Source organism: Nostoc linckia z4 (genome assembly GCF_002608075.1).
Lineage (GTDB): Bacteria > Cyanobacteriota > Cyanobacteriia > Cyanobacteriales > Nostocaceae > Nostoc > Nostoc linckia.
In genome coordinates, this window is sequence record NZ_LAHA01000046.1 from 34,584 (window position 1) to 53,624 (window position 19,041).

At 40.7% G+C, this 19,041-nt stretch carries 14 protein-coding genes; 10 read left to right on the forward strand and 4 right to left on the reverse strand.

Translation table 11 applies throughout. The features are described 5' to 3' along the window. Nucleotides 1-124: 124 nt before the first annotated feature. Nucleotides 125-2,827, reverse strand: coding sequence for an MGH1-like glycoside hydrolase domain-containing protein (locus tag VF06_RS27660; protein ID WP_099069209.1), 2,703 nt, complete (start codon nt 2,825-2,827; stop codon nt 125-127). A 547-nt stretch (nt 2,828-3,374) separates the two neighbouring features. Then, entirely contained in the window at nt 3,375-4,073 is a 699-nt protein-coding gene (locus VF06_RS27665; RefSeq protein WP_180267392.1) for a YdcF family protein, read from the reverse strand. A 312-nt stretch (nt 4,074-4,385) separates the two neighbouring features. Between VF06_RS27665 and ctpB the strand changes: the two genes are divergently transcribed. The 4 genes from ctpB to VF06_RS39615 all read left to right on the forward strand — a co-directional run bounded on the left by ctpB (nt 4,386) and on the right by VF06_RS39615 (nt 9,654). Beyond that, nucleotides 4,386-5,729, forward strand: a complete 1,344-nt coding sequence (gene ctpB / locus VF06_RS27670; RefSeq protein ID WP_099069208.1) for a carboxyl-terminal processing protease CtpB — start codon at nt 4,386-4,388, stop codon at nt 5,727-5,729. 355 nt (nt 5,730-6,084) lie between these two features. Beyond that, nucleotides 6,085-7,053, forward strand: a complete 969-nt coding sequence (locus VF06_RS27680; RefSeq protein WP_099069207.1) for a glycosyltransferase family 2 protein — start codon at nt 6,085-6,087, stop codon at nt 7,051-7,053. Between the two features lie 370 nt (nt 7,054-7,423). Next, nucleotides 7,424-9,409 carry a sensor domain-containing protein gene (locus VF06_RS27685; RefSeq protein WP_099076464.1) on the forward strand — a complete coding sequence of 662 codons (1,986 nt, stop codon included), beginning with the start codon at nt 7,424-7,426 and terminating at the stop codon, nt 9,407-9,409. Beyond that, nucleotides 9,403-9,654 (forward strand): hypothetical protein, encoded by a 252-nt coding sequence (locus VF06_RS39615; RefSeq protein ID WP_143861778.1) that lies wholly within the window; start codon nt 9,403-9,405, stop codon nt 9,652-9,654. The genes VF06_RS27685 and VF06_RS39615 overlap by 7 nt, the downstream gene beginning before the upstream one ends. A gap of 13 nt (nt 9,655-9,667) precedes the next feature. On the opposite strand, the gene VF06_RS27690 is transcribed toward VF06_RS39615, so the two are convergent. After that, nucleotides 9,668-10,243, reverse strand: a complete 576-nt coding sequence (locus tag VF06_RS27690) for a Uma2 family endonuclease (protein ID WP_099069235.1) — start codon at nt 10,241-10,243, stop codon at nt 9,668-9,670. Nucleotides 10,244-10,435: 192 nt separating this feature from the next. On the opposite strand from VF06_RS27690, the gene VF06_RS27695 reads away from it, so the two are divergent. Continuing rightward, nucleotides 10,436-11,131: a response regulator transcription factor gene (locus VF06_RS27695; RefSeq protein ID WP_099069206.1), complete on the forward strand. Its 696-nt coding sequence runs from the start codon at nt 10,436-10,438 to the stop codon at nt 11,129-11,131. Between the two features lie 600 nt (nt 11,132-11,731). Here the strand turns inward: VF06_RS27695 and VF06_RS27700 are convergent. Continuing rightward, nucleotides 11,732-12,016 carry an Npun_R1517 family heterocyst differentiation transcriptional regulator gene (locus VF06_RS27700; protein ID WP_099069205.1) on the reverse strand — a complete coding sequence of 95 codons (285 nt, stop codon included), beginning with the start codon at nt 12,014-12,016 and terminating at the stop codon, nt 11,732-11,734. Nucleotides 12,017-12,981: 965 nt separating this feature from the next. Between VF06_RS27700 and VF06_RS27705 the strand changes: the two genes are divergently transcribed. The 5 genes from VF06_RS27705 (at nt 12,982) to VF06_RS27725 (ending at nt 18,992) form a co-directional block, all read left to right on the forward strand. Then, nucleotides 12,982-13,341 carry an NAD(P)H-quinone oxidoreductase subunit M gene (locus tag VF06_RS27705; protein ID WP_099069204.1) on the forward strand — a complete coding sequence of 120 codons (360 nt, stop codon included), beginning with the start codon at nt 12,982-12,984 and terminating at the stop codon, nt 13,339-13,341. 116 nt (nt 13,342-13,457) lie between these two features. Continuing rightward, complete coding sequence (locus VF06_RS27710; RefSeq protein WP_099069203.1) at nt 13,458-13,853, forward strand: hypothetical protein; 396 nt, start codon at nt 13,458-13,460, stop codon at nt 13,851-13,853. A 371-nt stretch (nt 13,854-14,224) separates the two neighbouring features. Next, complete coding sequence (locus tag VF06_RS27715) at nt 14,225-16,471, forward strand: protein phosphatase 2C domain-containing protein (protein ID WP_099069202.1); 2,247 nt, start codon at nt 14,225-14,227, stop codon at nt 16,469-16,471. A 147-nt stretch (nt 16,472-16,618) separates the two neighbouring features. Further along, complete coding sequence (locus VF06_RS27720) at nt 16,619-18,199, forward strand: CHAT domain-containing protein (protein WP_099069201.1); 1,581 nt, start codon at nt 16,619-16,621, stop codon at nt 18,197-18,199. 145 nt (nt 18,200-18,344) lie between these two features. Further along, entirely contained in the window at nt 18,345-18,992 is a 648-nt protein-coding gene (locus VF06_RS27725) for a hypothetical protein (RefSeq protein WP_099069200.1), read from the forward strand. The last annotated feature ends 49 nt before the right edge of the window (nt 18,993-19,041 follow it).

A 19,041-nucleotide genomic window follows, 5' to 3' on the forward strand; every position in this document is an offset into this window, starting at 1 on the left:
TAACTATTCAAAGTGACTAATTTTTGTTAATGAGGAATTTGGTTATAACTCAACAAAGATATTTCAAATCTCCGACTTTTCAAAGAAGCTGGAGATTTGTTGCTTGATATAAATTAACGTATTCTTATGCTAAAGCGATCGCTTTTTTACCTTCATCATTGTTTTGTCCATGATATTGTGTTTTATATTCGCCACATTCCTGGATTAAGTTAGCAACTAAACCAGTCCATCCTGTTTGGTGACTGGCTCCAATTCCGGCACCATTATCACCATGAAAATATTCATAAAATAAAATTAAATTCTGCCAATGGGGGTCATTTTGAAACTTTGATGTTGCACCATAAACAGGTCTTTTTCCAGAGGAATCTTTTAAGAAAATTCTCATTAACCTTTGAGATAGTTCTAATGCAATTTCGCGGAGTGTCATCATCTTACCAGAACCGGTTGGACATTCCAATTGAAAATCATCTCCTAAATAAGAATGAAACTTTTGTAGAGATTCAATTAATAAAAAATTCACTGGAAACCAAATAGGGCCGCGCCAATTAGAATTTCCACCAAATAAGCCACTACTAGATTCAGCAGGTTCATAATCTACACGAAATTGACAACCGTTGACATCAAAGATATAGGGATGTTCGGCGTGAAATCTGGAAAGTGCGCGAATACCGTAGGGACTGAAAAACTCGCTTTCATCTAGCATTTTTTGGAGAATACTTTTGAGTTTATCTCTAGAAGCGATCGCGAGCAATCTCCTAGCACCAATTCCCTTTGTTTCCATGCAAGCTACATTTTGTCGTAAGTCAGGACGGTTGCGGATAAACCATTCCAAACGCTTTTTAAAACCCGGAAGCATTTTTAATGTTTCTGGTTCAATTGTTTCAATGGCAAACAGAGGAATTAATCCTACCATTGACCTGACTTTTAAGGTAATCTGCTGCTCATTTAAATGTAGTACATCGTAGTAAAAACCGTCGGATTTGTTCCATAAACTAACTTCCATTTCGCCAATTTTATTCATGGCATCAGCAATATACAGAAAATGCTCAAAAAACTTAGTAGCGATGTCTTCATAAACAGGATTAGTCTTGGCTAATTCTAAGGCAATAGCTAACATATTTAAACAATACATTCCCATCCAACTTGTACCATCAGATTGGTCTATATGTCCGCCCGTAGGAAGTTCTGCACTGCGGTCAAATACACCAATATTATCTAATCCTAAAAATCCACCTTGAAAAACATTATTACCTTTGGCATCTTTTCGATTTACCCACCAGGTAAAATTCAGCATCAACTTTTGAAAAACTCTTTCTAAAAACTGTCTGTCTGTTCGTCCATAAATTTTTTGTTCAATTTGATAAATTCGCCAAGTTGCCCATGCATGAACCGGGGGATTAACATCACTAAATTTCCATTCATAAGCAGGAATTTGCCCGTTAGGATGCATATACCATTCCCGCGTTAAAACATCCAATTGATATTTAGCAAATTCTGGGTCAATCATTGCCAAAGGAATGGTATGAAATGCTAAATCCCAAGCAGCATACCAAGGATATTCCCATTTATCAGGCATAGAAAGAATATCTTCATTATATAGATGAAACCATTCTTGATTTCTGCCATTTTGGCGTTCTGGTGGTGGGGATGGAGCGTTACCATCGCCTTTTAGCCAATCCTCTACAATGTAATGATAAAATTGCTTGCTCCACAACATTCCAGCAAAAGCTTGTCGCTGTACATTCCGCATATCTTCGCTCAAAGAATGTGGTACAATTCGCTGATAAAATTCCTCTGCTTCCTGTTGTCGTTTGTTAAAAATTTCATCAAAATCTTTGCCCAATGGCTCAACTAAATTTGGTATATTACTGAGTCGCAATTTCACAATTTTAGTTTCACCTGCACCAATTGTTAATATATAATTAGCAGATGCTTTAGTACCTATTTTATCTGGATTTACAGCCGCTTTTAATCCTTGAACAATATAATCATTAATACCATCTTTTACATAAGCAGATGCATTACTATAACCAAATAATTTTTGGGAATTAGTTTCATTTTCTGTAAATAAAACCTCGGTTGGTTTTTGACAATAAAGCCACCTCATTCCTAAAGTTAAATGAGATGCTTCAATGATATTACAAGTATCACTGAATTTAACTTCTTTTAAAATAGGTTTGTTATCATCCCCATTCCAAGACCAAGTATTGCGAAACCAAAGAGTAGGTAGAAGATGGAGTGTTTTTGCCTCTAGTCCTCGATTCACTACTGTAATTTGGATGAGAATATCTTCCGCAGAATGTTTGGCATACTCTACAAAAACATCAAAGTAGCGGTCATCATCAAATACACCCGTATCTAGTAATTCAAATTCTAGTTCTTGACGACTGCGGCGTTGATTTTCTGCAACTAATTGCGAGTAAGGAAATGCTGCTTGTGGATATTTATACAGCATTTTCATATAGGAATGAGTGGGAGTATTATCTAAATAAAAGTAATATTCCTTGACATCTTCGCCATGATTGCCTTCATTGCCGGTGAGACCAAAAATTCGTTCTTTGAGAATAGCATCTTCACCATTCCAAAGGGCAATGGCAAAACAAAGTCGTTGGTGATTATCTGAAATTCCAGCAATTCCATCTTCTCCCCAACGATAGGCGCGAGAACGGGCTTGGTCATGGGTAAAATAATCCCACGCAGTACCATTATGGCTGTAATCTTCGCGTACTGTTCCCCATTGGCGATCGCTCAAATATGGCCCCCATCTTTGCCAATGAACTATGCGATCCAAAGCTTGTGCTAATCTAATTTCTTCCTGAGTCGTCATAATATCATCCCGTGCATATCTGCACTTTCATTAATTTACTATGTGGAGTATCACTTTTTTAGCCCAAACCCAGCTGAAGTTTTAATGAAAAATTTGCCAGGAAAATTTGTAAATAAATTTAGGATATACTCATGCAAAAATTATATTAATTTTTATAAGTTTATGCGTAGATCCAAAAATTAGTTAAATAGAATACTACTGTTGCCACACAAACGTTAATAACTTTTAATCTTCAAAAGATTTGATTTGTAAAATGTAAAATTTTGTCATGCAAATTTACAACATTATTTGCTACGTTAGTCAAAAATTGAAAATTTTCTAAATTCAACAACTAATAGAAAAAATCAACGATTTCTATTAACAGACGAGAACTGTAAATCTATACAAAAAATAGCTCAGTACAGCTTTGGGTAATATGGTGCTGGAAATTAAACGCAAAGGGCGCAAAGTCAACGCAGAGGTACGCAAAGGATTCTCATGAAATGCTGTAGTAAGTAAAAGAAAAATTCATAAGTAAATGATAATAGTTATAGGTATAGCCATCTTTTTATCTCCCCACTCCCCCTTGATGTTCGCATCTAAAACCCCGACTTTGCCAAGCTTGTATATCCACATCAGCAAGCCTGGTAACGTTGGAGCATTGTGGTTGAATAATTTGACTTAAAATTGCCCAAAATAAGCTGCGGGTTAAATCTAGTGCAGTTTTGAGCCAAGATTCCCGATTACCAGGAACACCTGATTCTTGAACGATTTCTGGCTCTACCCAAATCCCATGAGCGCCTAAGAGAATCTGCGCCATCCATTTAGCCCTTGGTAAATGGGTTGGAGATGTAATCAGTTTTACTTTATGTACGCGCCATTTACGCAATAAAGGAATACTATAATAAAAATTTTCAAAGGTAGAATTTGCACACTTTTCTAACCAAACGTTTTCTAAGCTGGCAAATTCCCGCTGAAAAATTAACCATATACAAGGATCTGGAGAGCCATGAGAAATTAAAATTGGGATTTTGGGGTATAGTTTTGCTTGTTGGGCAACATAAGTTTCTCGACGAATACTGCCACCAAGCACAAAAAAGGTGTCTACTGGCTGCGAAGAAGCATAAAGTAAGGTTATAGTAGTAAAAATCAACCAAGCACCCAGAATAAAGCAAAATCCAACAGTTAGTTTTTGTAACAATTGCCACAAATTAACCAAACTTCTTTTAATGTAAATACATGATTTGATAATAGATTTATGTTTCATTACTGATATCAAAAAAGTAAATTTAGATGACTGTCCAACACACGGCAATTAAGCGATTGAAGTGCTATCTTATAAAAGTAATCTAAACTACAAACATGACGGCGACCAAAGTGTCACATCGTCAGTATAGCCTTCCGGAGAAGGCAAACAAACTCAGAAATCGTTATTGATAACTAATGCAGTATTTTTGGCATAATTACAATGTCAAAGAATCCAGAGAGCATAGCTGAGTTTGGGGTATAAAAACTTAAAAATTTTCAGAAAGCCTGATTGCTAAACTGTCAACAACACTATTATTCCAGCTAAATATACATGAACCAATCTGCGAAAAGTTACTCGCCGCTCCAAGTAGCCTTGATTGGTGGAGCGATCGCTACGACTGCTACCATATCTGTGTTCGGTTCTGCTTGGACTCGCGGTGTACGCGCAGCCCTAAGTCTACAGGACAGCCCAAAAGCGATAGTTGACCAAGTTTGGCAACTGGTGAATCATGAATATGTTGATGGTAAATTTAATCAACAAGATTGGCTAGCAACTAGACAAAGCTTGTTGAGTAAAGACTATTCCTCTCGTGAAGAAGCTTATGCCGCCATCCGGGAAGCTTTACAAACCTTGGGAGATCCTTATACTCGGTTCATGGATCCCAAACAGTTTGAAGCCCTCACTAGCCAAACCTCCGGGGAAGTCTCTGGTATCGGCATTCGGATGGAAGTTAACGAAAAAACTCAACGTCTGACTGTTGTTGAAGCCATAGATAATTCTCCCGCCCTGAGAGCTGGAATCAAAGCAGGGGATGAAATTTTAGCCATTGACGGCAAAGCCACTCTCAAAATGAAAGTGGATGACGCCTCTAAACTGATTCGCGGTAAAGCCGGTACTCCCATCAGCTTAAGACTCAAACGCGCAGGGCAAAATCCCTTTGAACTCAAGCTGACTAGAGCAAATATAGAAGTACCAACAGTACGTTATACCCTCAGACAAGAAGGAAATCGCCGCGTTGGCTATATCCGTTTGCGGGAATTTAGCGCCCACGCCGCAGAGCAAATGCAAAGAGCCATCCGCGATTTAAACAATCAAAAAGTAGATTCTTATGTTTTAGATTTGCGGGGAAACCCAGGCGGTTTGTTACAAGCCAGCATTGAAATTGCCCGTATGTGGTTAGATAATGGCGGCATTGTCAAAACAGTAGACCGTGTGGGAGGCACTGAGGAAACTAAAGCCAATCGCACTGCCTTAACAAATCGTCCCTTGGCAGTATTGGTAGACGGTAATTCAGCTAGTGCTAGCGAAATCCTCACAGGCGCACTCAAGGACAATAAGCGAGCTGTGGTAGTTGGCGGTCAAACCTTTGGCAAAGCCTTAGTACAATCAGTTCACGAACTAGCCGATGGTTCCGGCTTAGCAGTCACCATTGCTCACTACTACACGCCTTTAGGGACAGACATCAACCATAAAGGAATTACGCCAGACATCAAATTAGACTTGACAGAGGCACAAGAGCGTCAGTTGGCTTCTAATCCAGATTTAATCGGAACTAAGAGCGACCCGCAATATGCCAGAGCGATCGCAATTTTATCAGGAAACAACTTCGCTCAACCGCCAAGCAATCAACTCAATCAACCCATGAGCGTCCGTGCTGGGGATTTGCAATTTTAGAATTCAGAAGTCAGAATTCAGAATTCAGAAGTAATAAAAGCGTTTAATTCTAACGTCTTAGCAAAGGTTCTTTAGCTTTGCTGTTAAATTACAACTCCTGAATTCTGACTCCTGAGTTCTGACTCCTGAGTTCTGAATTCTGAGTTCTGAATTCTGACTCCTGAATTCTGACTTCTGAGTTCTGAATTCTGAATTCTGAGTTCTGAATTCTGACTCCTGACTCCTGACTCCTGACTCCTGAGTTCTGAATTCTGAGTTCTGAATTCTGACTCCTGACTCCTGACTCCTCGATTCTGACTTCTAATTGAGATTGGGAATACTAGTTAGTAGTTCCATTTCTAAAATTTCTAATTTTATGAATTATCAGCCAATTGATGCAACCACCGCCACCAGCTTTTTACCAATGGTATCGGTGGTTATTCCTATTTATAACGGTGAGGCAGATTTGCCAGATTTGCTCAATTGTCTGTTATCTCAAACTTACCCAAAACACCGAGTAGAGTACTTATTAGTAGACAATAATAGTAGCGACGGAACTTTTAATTTACTCAAAACAACTGCCGCAAATAGCCCGATTACAATTCGCCCCTTGAGCGAAAATCAAATTCAAAGCTCCTATGCAGCTCGTAACACCGGAATTCGTGGAGCTATTGGCGAAATCATAGTTTTTACTGATGCAGATTGCCGTCCCCAACCACAATGGTTAAATGCATTAATACTACCTTTTGTCAATTTAGAAGTAGTAATTGTTGCTGGGGAAATTTTGGCATTACCAGGCAAAACTTTGTTAGAACAACACGCAGACCGTGAAGAAACCCTGTCGCAAAAACACACCCTCGGTCATGCCTTTCGTCCCTATGGACAAACAGCTAATTTGGCAATTCGCCGCATCGCTTTTGAAAAAGCCGGTTTATTTCGTCCCCATTTAACTACCGGCGGCGACGCAGACATTTGCTGGCGAATTTTAGCCGAAAACATCGGGGGTTTGGAATTTGCCCCCAACGCCATCGTTCAGCATCGTCACCGCACCACACTGTTAGAACTACAAAGTCAATGGCGGCGTTATGGGCGCTCCAATCGCTATTTACACGAATTGTATGGTATTGATTTAATGCGAGATATTACACTGAGTGAATGCGGCTATCGTTTGGCGCGTTGGTTATTGAAAGAAGTACCAAGAGATATAAGAGGGGCGATCGCTGGTAAAGCCACTTTGGTAGATTTATTAAATACTCCCATTGGTCTGTTTACAGCCAGGGCCCGTACAGCTGGACAAAGAGAAGCTAAACTACCAGAAAAGGCCAAAATCGTTGCTCGGTTATAAAAATACTAAAAAACTTGCTCGGATAACTCTAATTTTGTTGTAGTATATTTATAGTATTACTTGTTACCACTCAACAAAGACTTTTATCAGTGCGAAAAAATTTGCAATATTAAATTTTATCCGACCAAAAGTTTTTCATTTCTTAAATGTATCTTAAGAGATAGATTCAAAAATAAGCAAAGCAGATATAATGTTAATAACATAATACTAAATTATCAACAAAGTTACATTCTGTTCTATTTATTTAGAAACTGTCTAGTATTGTAACTAACCGTTGCTAACCTCGTTAATACAGTCCCAAGCTAAAGGAAAGCGTAGAACTTGCCCATCCTTTAGAACTACCCTTCATAATTTTCCGATATCGAGCCGCATGAACGTAGACGGCTTTAGCCAACATATAAAAAAATTGCGCTCACAAGTACAGGAATTACTGCAACGCAGTGCAAACAAGACCTATTTAGAACAAGAAATAATAACAGAAGCTTTTGAAGAACTCCACACTACAGTGGAAAAACTATTACTAGTCTCTCAAGAGTTAGAGTTAACACGAGCAGCATTAGACAAAGAGTGCCGACGTTACCGAGATTTGTTTGAGCTAGCTCCAGATGCTTATTTAATAACTAATAATACAGGGACAATTGAAGAAGCTAATTATGCAGCAGCAACCTTGTTTCATGTCCGCCACAAGTATTTAGTAGGTAAACCATTAATTCTCTTTATTGCTCAACAAGATCGTCAATTGTTTAGCTCCCACATGAACAATTTACAGCAGCTACTCAACTGGGAAATTAATCTCCAGCCACGGAGGGGAAAACCTTTCCCTGCTAGTGTGAGGTTATCTGCGGTATACGACGAAAACGACAAGCAAATTGGCTGGTGTTGGCTGCTGTGCAACATCACAGAACGGAAACAAGCCCAAGAAATGTTGCACCGAGCTTATGAGGAGTTAGAAATACGCGTAGCAGAACGGACAGCAGAACTGGTAAAAGCCAATCACAAATTACTCACTGAAATTACAGAGCGTAAACGAGTAGAGTCGCAACTACTACACCTTGCTTTTCATGATGCATTAACAGGTCTGCCAAATCGTGCTGCATTTATTGACCGTTTAAGACATGCGATTAATTATTCTAAAAGGCATTCAGATTATTTATTTGCTGTACTGTTTATCGATTTGGATCGATTTAAAGTAATTAATGACAGCTTTGGACATCACAAAGGAGACCAATTTCTGCTTGCCATTGCAAGTAGGTTAGAAATATGTGTACGCTCCATAGATACAGCAGCGCGGCTTGGGGGAGACGAATTTACAATCTTGTTGGAGGGAATTCAAGATGTGTCAGACGCCATCAAAGTTGCTGAGCGCATTGAACAGGAGCTAAAGTTACCCTTTGAGCTTGACGGACAAGAAATCTTCACAACAGCAAGTATTGGTATTGCCTTGAGTTCAACAATAAATTATGAACGACCAGAGGATGTGTTGAGAGATGCTGATACGGCGATGTATCGAGCAAAAATCCTGGGTAGAGCGCGTTATGAACTATTCAACTCAAATATGTATGCTAATGCTCTAGCGAAATTGCAGTTAGAAACTGATTTGCGCCGAGCAATTGAGCGTCGAGAGTTACGAGTTTATTATCAACCAATTGTTTCCCTGACTAGTGGCTTGATGTTAGGTTTTGAAGCTTTGTTGCGCTGGGAACATCCAGAGCGTGGTTTGCTGAGTCCAGCAGACTTTATTTCTATAGCCGAAGAAACTGGATTAATTTTCTCCATTGGTAAGTGGGTGTTACAAGAGGCCTGTAGTCAAATGCAAGCTTGGCGAGCGTCTCATCCTGCCAACTTGCTCAAGAAAATCAGTGTCAATCTCTCCTTACAGCAATTTTCCCAACCGGATTTGATTGAGCAAATTGAGCAAATATTAGAATCCACTGGTCTGAATGCTGACAGTTTAGTGCTGGATATTACTGAAAGTGTAATTGTGGAAAATGGCGATCGCGTAATTGCCGTACTCTACCAACTTCGAGAAATGGGGATTCAGTTATCAATTGACGACTTTGGTACAGGCTACTCTTCATTAAGTCGTCTTTATAACTTTCCCATCAGTTTATTGAAGATAGACCGTTCTTTTATCAGTTCAATTAACACTAGTAGTAGGGATTTAGAAATTATTGAAATACTTGTGACATTGGCACACAAGCTGTGTGTGGATGTGCTTGCCGAAGGAATAGAGACTAAAGAGCAACTAGCACTGCTCAGAAAAGTCAACTGTGAATATGGCCAAGGACATTTTTTCTCGGTTCCATTAAATAGTTCAGCAGCAGAAGCATTAATTAAGGCAAACCCACAGTGGTAGATGAGGAAGTGGTGGGGAGACAAGGGAGAAAAATTGCTACCTTGTCTCCCTTGTCCTCCTTGTCTCTTTCATCTCCCTCATCCCCCGATGCCCAATGCTGGACAACTTTGCGGTCAGCTTGTCCCTACGAAGGCACGATTATTACAGACATTAAAGGGTTAACTGAGGCAGAGGTGTCAACTTCAAAAGCTTTAGGGGCGGTAGAGGTGAAATCACGTTGTTCAATCCCTGTCAACTTTCGCTAAATGGGGAGAATTATCAAAAAATTCCTTGTAAATCCAAGATAAAACCTGGTAGTACGTCCTCCCCTGATAACCGATTTGGGGAAATTAGCACTTCCTTTTGTTTTTCTTGGCGATAAATCTCTACTTGCTTTCCTTTAGGGTCAATCAGCCAGCCCAAGCGCGTACCATTCTCCATATATTCTTGCATTTTGTCTTGGAGAGACTTGAGCGTGTCAGAATCAGACCGCAACTCTACCACAAAATCGGGACAAATGGGAGGAAAAGTCTTTCTTTCTTCAGGAGCTAGTGCTTCCCACCGCTCCAAAGGAATCCAAGCTGCATCAGGGGAACGCAAAGCTCCATTGGGAAGCTGAAACATCGTTGAAGAGTCAAAAGCTTCTCCAGTTCCGTCTTCATCTGTCCAAGTTCCCAATCGCTGGGTTAACCTGCGGTTTCGGCTACCAGTTTCTCCACCAGTCGGTGCCATGACGACTAATTCCCCTAATGCAGTGCGTTCCAGTTTAGCATCAGGGTTGACTCGACACAGTTGATAAAACTGCTCAGCAGTGAGATTGATTACTGGTTCTAAGTTCAGGGTAATAGCAGTCATAGCTTCTCCCATCTTCATAATCACATAATAACTGGAGAGGGGATGAGGGGGCACGGGAGGCAGGGGGAGAATAATTTTTACTCTTAACTCCTAACTCCTAACTCCTAACTCTTAACTCCTAACTCCTAACTCCCGTTCAATCCTTGCCAACTTTCGCTAAATTGGAAAAAGGTAAGCTTAAGGAAATTTTAAATGTCAGCACAATTATTACTGGTGGACGATGAACCAGGGATACGAGAAGCCGTAAAAGACTACTTGCAAGAGAGCGGTTTCAACGTTCAAATCGCCAGTAATGCCGTCGAGGGTTGGGAATTAATGCAGGTGAATACACCCGATCTAGTGATTTCCGATGTGATGATGCCCCAAGTAGATGGCTATCAGTTCCTCAAGCAACTGCGAGAAGACCCCCGTTTCCAAGCACTCCCCGTAGTCTTTTTAACCGCTAAAGGTATGACAGGCGATCGCATTCAAGGTTATCAAGCTGGTGTCGATGCTTATCTTCCCAAACCCTTTGACCCAGACGAGTTAGTCGCCATAGTCGAAAATTTACTAGCCCGCCGCGCTGCTAAACCTCCAACCACAGCAGATGACCTTGAAACCCCCGACATAGCTGAACTAGCCAATCAGATAGCCCAAATCAAGGCTTTGTTAACTCAAAGAAATGCCATTTCTCAATCACCAGCGCCTTTCAAAATTGATTTGACCCCCAGAGAACAAAGTGTTTTAAACTTAGTCGCTGAGGGGTTGATGAATAAAGAAATCGCCCGTCGTTTGGAAACCAGCGTCCGCAACGTAGAAAAATATGTCAGCCGCTTGTTTAGTAAAACCGGCACCAATAGCCGTACAGAGTTAGTTCGTTTTGCTCTAGAACATGGTCTTGCTAAATAAGTATTATTGGGTATTGGGCATTGGTTATTGGACATTGGGCAGGGGAAAAGGTTAAAGGGAAAAGGGAAAAGGAATAAATTTAATCTTTCCCCTTTTCCCCGCTTGGTGAGCTTGTCGAACCATACCCCTTTCCCTTTCCCCTTGTCCTCTTCCTATGCCCCATACTCAATTGGTAATAGATAAAACATAACTATTTCAGCAAATCAGGTACTTAGTTAAAGCAAAAAGCCAAAAGAAAAGCTATTTATTTTTACTTTAGTCTTTTAGATTTTTATGTGATTTGCGCCTGTTATCTAACGCGGAATCTGTAAAGATACAGGGTTTTGTTTTTCGCAATGTTTTGATGTTAACTCGGTAAAATGCACCCAGGTGAATTTGCTTTCAGATTCTACCAGTAACCTTTGCTACAAACTTTTTTAATTAAGGAAACTGTTCCTGGGACTTTGTGCTGCTAAATAAGACTTTCACAAAGCAGAAATCAAAATATTTTATGAATTCTACTTACTGCTGAGTTTTTATTGCAACGAGTGTATTGACTGTATAAGATCCCTATTTGATTTGATACTTAATTCACGATTTTTCGCTACTTAAATTACACCTTTAAACTTGGGGATTTTCAGCAGCATTACGCAAGCGCATCAGCTGGCGTCGCATTTGAGGTGAGGCTTTGAACTCTGATATTTCCTGGGCTTTAACGGACGCTTGTAGCGTCTCTAGAAAATCGTCAGACCCCTCGGTCAAAGCATCGAGTAGCACCTGTAAGAGTTGCTCGCGATCGCCCAATAGACTCTTTTCCTCAATCAACCGAAATTTGAGATGTACTTCACACTCATAAACACCTACTTCGAGATTATTGATTTGGCGTGGTAATGCTTTGGAGTTCATAGCTATTGAGATTCCTTTACTTGGTAGTCATGAGGGTAAGGAGGTAGATGTCCAGCAAAAGTTCTTTATATCTTTTTTGAATCCAAAGTGCTTGAATTAAGAATTTTTCTTCATCAAACACCAATGTATTCCATTTCACTCTCCTGTGTTTTGTTTTCAAGCTCAATTTTCACTGTCTAGATTTTGGTCTAACTGTGCCAGATGTAGCTTATGGTAAGCCATAACTATTATTCAGTTTTTAAGATTCTACACAATAAAGTTTCTGTAAGAAGTTGTCCTAGCTTTTTAAAGCTTTTTACATCAACTTTATGGGAACGTCAATAACAGTTTGACTTGTTACTTGATTTTTGGTGTTTTTACGTAAGTAAAAGCCCGGAAAATTTTTCCTTTTATTAATGCCAGAGGTATGTGTAGCGATATTCAGTAAAATTACGAGATGTACGTTTTTTTCAAAAGCAATTTGAGGAAAAATTGATTCACATAGTTATTAACGTAAAAATTTTTATTCCCGAACAAAAATGTACACACATGGAATTATTGCCGCCCGAAAGCTTATACCACCGTCTCTTAGACTTAATAAATACAAAAACTTTAGCAATAAGCAAGATTAGCATAGCACTGAGACTGGTAAATCAAAATACTCTACCCAGTAATTTAGGTTTGAAAATCACCAGGATACTGACAGTACTAGCAACAAACTGAGACTCCAACTACTAATACAAGTAAAAGCAGTAATCAGTACAGACAATATTTTTACTTACACCCAAGCAAATTTTTTTGTGTTGGTTGTTGAGTGTTGAGAATTAACCGTTAATGGTCAACGCCATAAATAACTGGGCAATTTCAAAGCCCAATAGCTAACTCTTTTGAAACTGCCCTCAAAGCTTCTAAATTAAGAGCATTTAAGCATGAATATAGGGTTTACAATAATTTCAGTGTAATTCACCCAAACCTGACACCTTTTTATGGATAATCCGACGCTGCTCAAGTCAACAACCCGACATATCCGCATTTTTGCGGCTGAAATTGACCAAGATGGCGAACTCCTTCCAAGCGATCAGGTCTTAACTTTAGATATTGACCCAGACAACGAATTTAACTGGAATGAAGACGCGCTGCAAAAGGTTTATCGAAAATTCGATGAACTAGTAGAAGCTTCTAGTGGTGCAGACCTCACAGACTATAATTTACGGCGCGTCGGCTCAGACTTAGAACATTATGTGCGATCGCTCCTACAAAAAGGCGAAATCAGCTACAATCTCTCTGCCCGTGTAACTAACTACAGTATGGGAATTCCCCAAGTGGCAATTGACGATCGACAATAACTGATTGATGGCTGTTGACTGATGACTGTTGACTGTAAACAACAGCATATTTTTTTGGAAGTTCCTCAGGTAGAGAGTTATTACCAGACGGGCTAAACTATTTGGGAAATGGGGAGATGAGGAGCAAACGGCAAGTGTTAGTCAGTTTTTCCCCTCTAACCCACCCATCTGCTGTTCATCCTCTTCCTAGCCAAAAACAGGAAACAGCATTTTTGCAGCAACTTGATTCGTCAGCTAGTTTTGCCACCAGGAACTTGCAAGTAAACAAATCTTCCATAGAAGACTGTTCGCCGTTGACTGTTGACGGCGAACAGTTAACAGTCAACGGTCAACGCTTAAACCCAAATCATTTATTTTTTGGAGTTCCCTTACTTGTAAAACTTCTATTTGATTGCAAAGAAAAAACTCATCCTCAAGTTGAAAAACCTCCAGCCCTATTCCCTACTCCCCGCTCCCTACTCCCTAGCTACACAAAACAAGCTCAAGATTCAAAACCGATGCCTATATCTTAATTCTTAATTAAAGTTAATTATTGGTCTCTTACTTATAAACTAGATAAATACCAAGATTATCTGCCTATTAGACAGGGAGAAATTCACTAAAAGCAAACAGCACAGTTATGCTTGAGTTATCTTTGGTGAAACGGTTGGAGTTAGTTGCTTTAGCGATGGAGAGTCACACAGCGATAGAAGCTATGATGAGGCTGTAGGTTAACTTAGAAGCGTAATCTTTAGATAAGTTAAATATTAGCATCTGTTGATAACGGCCAGCTAAAATCATCATCTAAAGTCTGGATATGTCAAGTTTAGGAAAGACGAGCGGTCTAGATTGTTCCTAGTAATGCTATTAAAGAAATTGCCAATCTGCGATCGGTGGGAAAACTATGGAAAATGATGCGGCAACGCTCCAGTGTCCACATGAAAATTGTCAGGCTGCCAACCCCCTGACTCATAAGTTTTGCCAGCGATGTTCTACGCCCCTACCCAAAAATTACCTTTGGGCTGTGGTGGACAGCCAGGGTTTAGGTAGTCCTGGAAAAATATTAGCCGATCGCTATTTAATCCTTGATAAATTTGTTTTATTGGATACAAAGCCTGGTTTATTAACCCTAACGCCAGAGCTAGAGAATTTACAAATTCCCAGAGCTTACTTAAGGCTAATTCCCTATCGCCTACACGTGCCGCAGGTACATGGAGTACTTTCTCTAACCAAGGACTCCCGCCAGCGAGAAATATTGCTTTTAGAAAAACCACCAGTAATGGTGGATGATACAAAAGAACAAGTGCATCTCGGCAGTGAATTAACCAATGCTTGGCGGGATGCTACATCCATGCGCCAACTGAATTGGTTGTGGCAAATAGCTCATTTATGGCAACCTTTGGCTAGTGAAGGTGTGGTTTCTAGCTTGCTTGACTCCCATGTTTTACGGGTAGAAGGCTCGTTAGTCCGTTTATTGGAATTGCGCTTCGACGATGCCACATCACCAAAATTACCTCAATTAGGGGAATTCTGGCAGCAATTGGTTGCTAACGCCAAACCAGCCGTAGGAGAATTTCTCGAACGCGTCAGTGTTGGGCTGATTGAAGGTGAAATTCACTCATCCGAACAATTAATCACAGTTTTAGACCGCGGACTAGCAGAATTAGGGCGATCGCAAACCCCTACAATCAAAATCATCACCAAAACCGATACTGGGCCGAGTCGCCAACGTAATGAAGACGCCTGTAGCCCACCCAGTGGTACCCTGGTGAGCAAGCCACCCCAACCTACAGCCTTAGCAATTGTCTGTGATGGCATCGGCGGACACGAAGGCGGCAATGTAGCATCAAATTTGGCCATTGAAACAATCCAGCAACAAGTACAGCAACTCACCAAAGTTCCCTACGACCACATAGACCCCTCACTGCTGCTCAATGACTTAGAAAAAGCTGTGGCCTTGGCTAATGACAAAATTAGCCAGCGCAATGACAGTGAAAATCGCCAAGGGCGTCAGCGTATGGGTACAACTTTAGTCATGGCACTACCTGTAGCTCACGAAATGTACATTACCCATGTCGGTGATAGTCGTGCCTACTGGATTAGCCGCCAAGGCTGTTATCAAGTTACCCTTGATGATGATGTTGCTTCCCGCGAAGTGCGCCTGGGCTATGCCATTTACCGGGAAGCTGTGCAACAAAGTTCTGCCGGTTCTCTAGTGCAAGCTTTGGGAATGGGCCCTAGCACTTCATTGCATCCCACATCTGCACGATTTATGCTTGATGAAGATGCAGTTTTTCTGCTGACATCCGATGGCTTGAGTGATTTCGATCGCGTCGAAGAATACTGGGAAACAGAAATCTTGCCGATTTTGCTTGGGGAAGCAAACATCGTCAATGTAGCAGATAGATTAATAGAAATTGCTAACACCAAAAACGGACACGATAATGTCACCGTAGCTTTAGTACACTATCAAGTCCAATACTGGGAACCAGAAATCACCATTAAAGCAGTCATTCCAGAAAGTTATTCTGCAAAAACAGTCGATTTGGCATCCAGAGGGACAAATAAACCAGTTTTAAGCAACCCAAACCACAAAACTCAGGTGATTGAAGAAAATCAGCCTGCCAAAACTCGCCAATTGCCCCTACAGTGGATAGTTCCATTACTATTTGTACTAGCAGCCGGTACTGGCGGATTGATCATTCAACAACTGCGATTAAAATCTGGCCAGCTTCCAGTTGCTTCTAATCCCACACCACCTACTCAAACCCCCACTGTTGCAGTTACAGAACCACCGCCACCCCTTACTAACCTTGCTCCTGGCTTGGTAATTCAAACCACCAACGAAATCACCTTGCCCAACCAATCGCTTCCTGCTAAAAGTTTTTTAAAAGTTATCAACACCGACCCAAATCCCAAACCTCCATCTGGAGATTTTTTAGTTCGGATGCAAGTCTGTACCACACCTCCAGCATCCTCCCAACTACCACCTCCATCAAAACCTGGGTTGAAACCAGGCCAAGAGGTATCGATTAAATTTTCCGAACTCAAACGTTTTGGAGTCTCTGTTTTGCCATCAAGTGCATCAAATACTTGTAAAACTAACAGCCAACCGCCAACTAATCAACCAGCTGACACTGGTCAAACTTAATTAAATACTCGATAAACTAGTAAAAACCTGGAATAATAACAGGTAAGAATCAGACTCAAAAACTGAAAAGGTCAAAAAGTAAAAATTTTTACCTTTAAGAAATGTTATTGGAAATTATTTGTTTTTAGCTTTTAGTTTTATGAATCCATGCCATCCCTGATTTTGGCGATCGCCCGTCTCTTAAACACTGGCACTGACAACTTCGCCATTTGGGTGGTCAAGGCTCCCTATCCCAGTGGCTATGTTTTACGTGACTGTGTGTGGCCTGTTGAACTTACCCAAGTCTGGCAAGAATGGCAGCAGATGTTTGCTGGCTATAACCAGTTAGCTGTTCCTCCAAACTCAACATCTCAAAACAGCAATTCATTGCTCACTGATTCGATTTCATTCTCTTCAGGCCAGACCACTGGCCCCTATAGCAGTCGCCTGATGCAATATTTGGGAATGCTTTTATGGCGCTGGGTTTTTGATGGACAAATTCTCGGTAGTCTAGAACGCAGTCGCGGAATTGCTATGGGCCAGCATACACGTCTGCGCTTTCGATTGGAAATTCGCGACCCCGAACTTGTTGCTTTCCCTTGGGAAATTATGCAGCGCGAGCCTGGTCAATCGGCTATGTCCCTTTCCCAAGATTTGCTATTTAGCCGCACTAGCAGTGAAGTTGACCCGTTACCGTATTTGCGAACAGACCAGGCTTTAAGTATCCTGTTGGTTTTAGGTCATGACGAGAACCTGCAACTAGAACAAGAAGCGCTAATTTTACAGCAAACTCTGACAGATACCCCACTAGATAGTAATTCCCAAAAATATGCACCCTGCACAGTGAATCAACTCTTACAACCAACACCAGAAGAGTTGATTCAAGAATTAGAAACTAAAGCATACAATGTTTTCTTTTATGCTGGACACGGGTTGCCAGATCCAGACGGTGGGTTACTGTTTTTGCAACCAGGCATGACTCTCAATGGTATAGAACTAGCCCAAGCATTGAACCGCACAGGGGTGAAGTTAGCAGTTTTCAACGCTTGTTGGGGAGCTAGGCCAGCTGTTAGCAATAATCAAGCCATACCCGCCAGCAGTTTAGCAGAGGTGTTAATTCGGCATGGCGTACCAGCGGTTTTGGGAATGCGCGATGAAATCGCCGATCGCGAAAGCCACAGTTTTATTCAAGCCTTTGCGGAAGCTTTGCGATTGTATAAGCCAATTGATGAAGCTGTAACCCAAGCTAGGAAAGAATTGTTAACACTGTATAGATTCAATCAACCTGCTTGGACTTTACCCGTTCTCTACCTACATCCAGATTTTAATGGCGAACTCGTGAAAAACCTGGATGAAGGAATTACCGAATTACCAGATACAGCCATTCCTGATGTAGGTTCTGGGGTTCCTAGTGCAAGTTTACGATCGCTATCTTCAAAAGATAAAACCTGGTTCTTGCGTTATGGAGTCACTCGCATCGGCCGTACCAAAGATAACGATATTGTCATCCCGGAACCGTCTGTTTCTAAACGCCACGCGGAAATCTTCTGCCGCAATACTTTGACTGATGCTACACTGGTGCGAACTTATTATTTACAAGATTTTTCCACTTACGGAACAACGTGGTTTTTAGGGCCTAATGGCTGGCAACAAATCCTCCGAGAGGAAGTCCCCTTAAAATCGGGTATGCAGTTAAAGTTTGGAAGTGCTAAAGGTGAAACCTGGGAGTTTATTATTGAAGACTCCTAGTGCAGTGATTACAGAAATAAATTTTAGTCTTGAGTATCAATTTTTCAAATCTGTTTTTACCAAGAGAAAAAATCAACTTTTTTGCGGAAATCTCTTCTGGGCGATTGTAGCTGTCAATACCACTAAATAATCGTGAGGCAAGAAAATGACTAATAAAATTAACGGCTCAGACACTTTCTATTCTTTGCAGTCTCAAGTAGATTTAGAGTTATTAGAAGCGTTACTAGAACCAGAGGATGCTACCTATCCTTGGAATATGGCTGACGAAGAATCAGAAGCTTATTTTCAAGAATTAGAACAACAATTTGAGAGCGAACATTTAATTGATGAAGATCTGACAAAGCGATCGCAAGATTTTTACAACCATTTAGATACACTTTGGTCTGGTATCTCTTTTCATGAAAGCGAGGAAGGCAATTCCCAACAATCAGTAGTACTTAATCTCCAAGAAACGTTACGCACCACTTTTTGCACCTGTGTTCCGCAAACATTACTAAACACCATTGCCACTAAAGCTGCTGAAATATTTGCCCGCCACCAATTAAGGGGCGAACAACTAGTTGAGTGCGTTCAGGCAGTACTGCCAACTTGGGGAGAAGAAGATCTTTTAGTCTTAGCCCGTCCTTTTGCTTATGCTATGCGAAGTAACGAATCACATAATCCAGGATCTACCATCGCTAACCTGAACAATCGTGAATGGACAACTTTATCGGACATCGAACAAGCAAAGGTGAGTTTGGCCATCGCCTACTACGCTTTAACTCAACTCAATAAATACCAGTCCCAACCATAACTTTAGTCTGCTATTTATTTTTTAAATAATTGAATCTTCAAGATACCTA

Excerpts from the sequence above, each read along its gene's own strand:
- VF06_RS27685 (WP_099076464.1), top strand. The coding sequence starts at position 7,424 with ATGAACGTAGACGGCTTTAGCCAACATATAAAAAAATTGCGCTCACAA.
- VF06_RS27715 (WP_099069202.1), top strand. The coding sequence starts at position 14,225 with ATGGAAAATGATGCGGCAACGCTCCAGTGTCCACATGAAAATTGTCAG.
- VF06_RS27705 (WP_099069204.1), top strand. The coding sequence starts at position 12,982 with ATGGATAATCCGACGCTGCTCAAGTCAACAACCCGACATATCCGCATT.
- VF06_RS27665 (WP_180267392.1), bottom strand. The coding sequence starts at position 4,073 with ATGAAACATAAATCTATTATCAAATCATGTATTTACATTAAAAGAAGT.
- VF06_RS27695 (WP_099069206.1), top strand. The coding sequence starts at position 10,436 with ATGTCAGCACAATTATTACTGGTGGACGATGAACCAGGGATACGAGAA.
- VF06_RS27690 (WP_099069235.1), bottom strand. The coding sequence starts at position 10,243 with ATGACTGCTATTACCCTGAACTTAGAACCAGTAATCAATCTCACTGCT.
- VF06_RS27680 (WP_099069207.1), top strand. The coding sequence starts at position 6,085 with ATGAATTATCAGCCAATTGATGCAACCACCGCCACCAGCTTTTTACCA.
- VF06_RS27720 (WP_099069201.1), top strand. The coding sequence starts at position 16,619 with ATGCCATCCCTGATTTTGGCGATCGCCCGTCTCTTAAACACTGGCACT.
- VF06_RS27660 (WP_099069209.1), bottom strand. The coding sequence starts at position 2,827 with ATGACGACTCAGGAAGAAATTAGATTAGCACAAGCTTTGGATCGCATA.
- ctpB (WP_099069208.1), top strand. The coding sequence starts at position 4,386 with ATGAACCAATCTGCGAAAAGTTACTCGCCGCTCCAAGTAGCCTTGATT.
- VF06_RS27710 (WP_099069203.1), top strand. The coding sequence starts at position 13,458 with ATGAGGAGCAAACGGCAAGTGTTAGTCAGTTTTTCCCCTCTAACCCAC.
- VF06_RS27700 (WP_099069205.1), bottom strand. The coding sequence starts at position 12,016 with ATGAACTCCAAAGCATTACCACGCCAAATCAATAATCTCGAAGTAGGT.
- VF06_RS27725 (WP_099069200.1), top strand. The coding sequence starts at position 18,345 with ATGACTAATAAAATTAACGGCTCAGACACTTTCTATTCTTTGCAGTCT.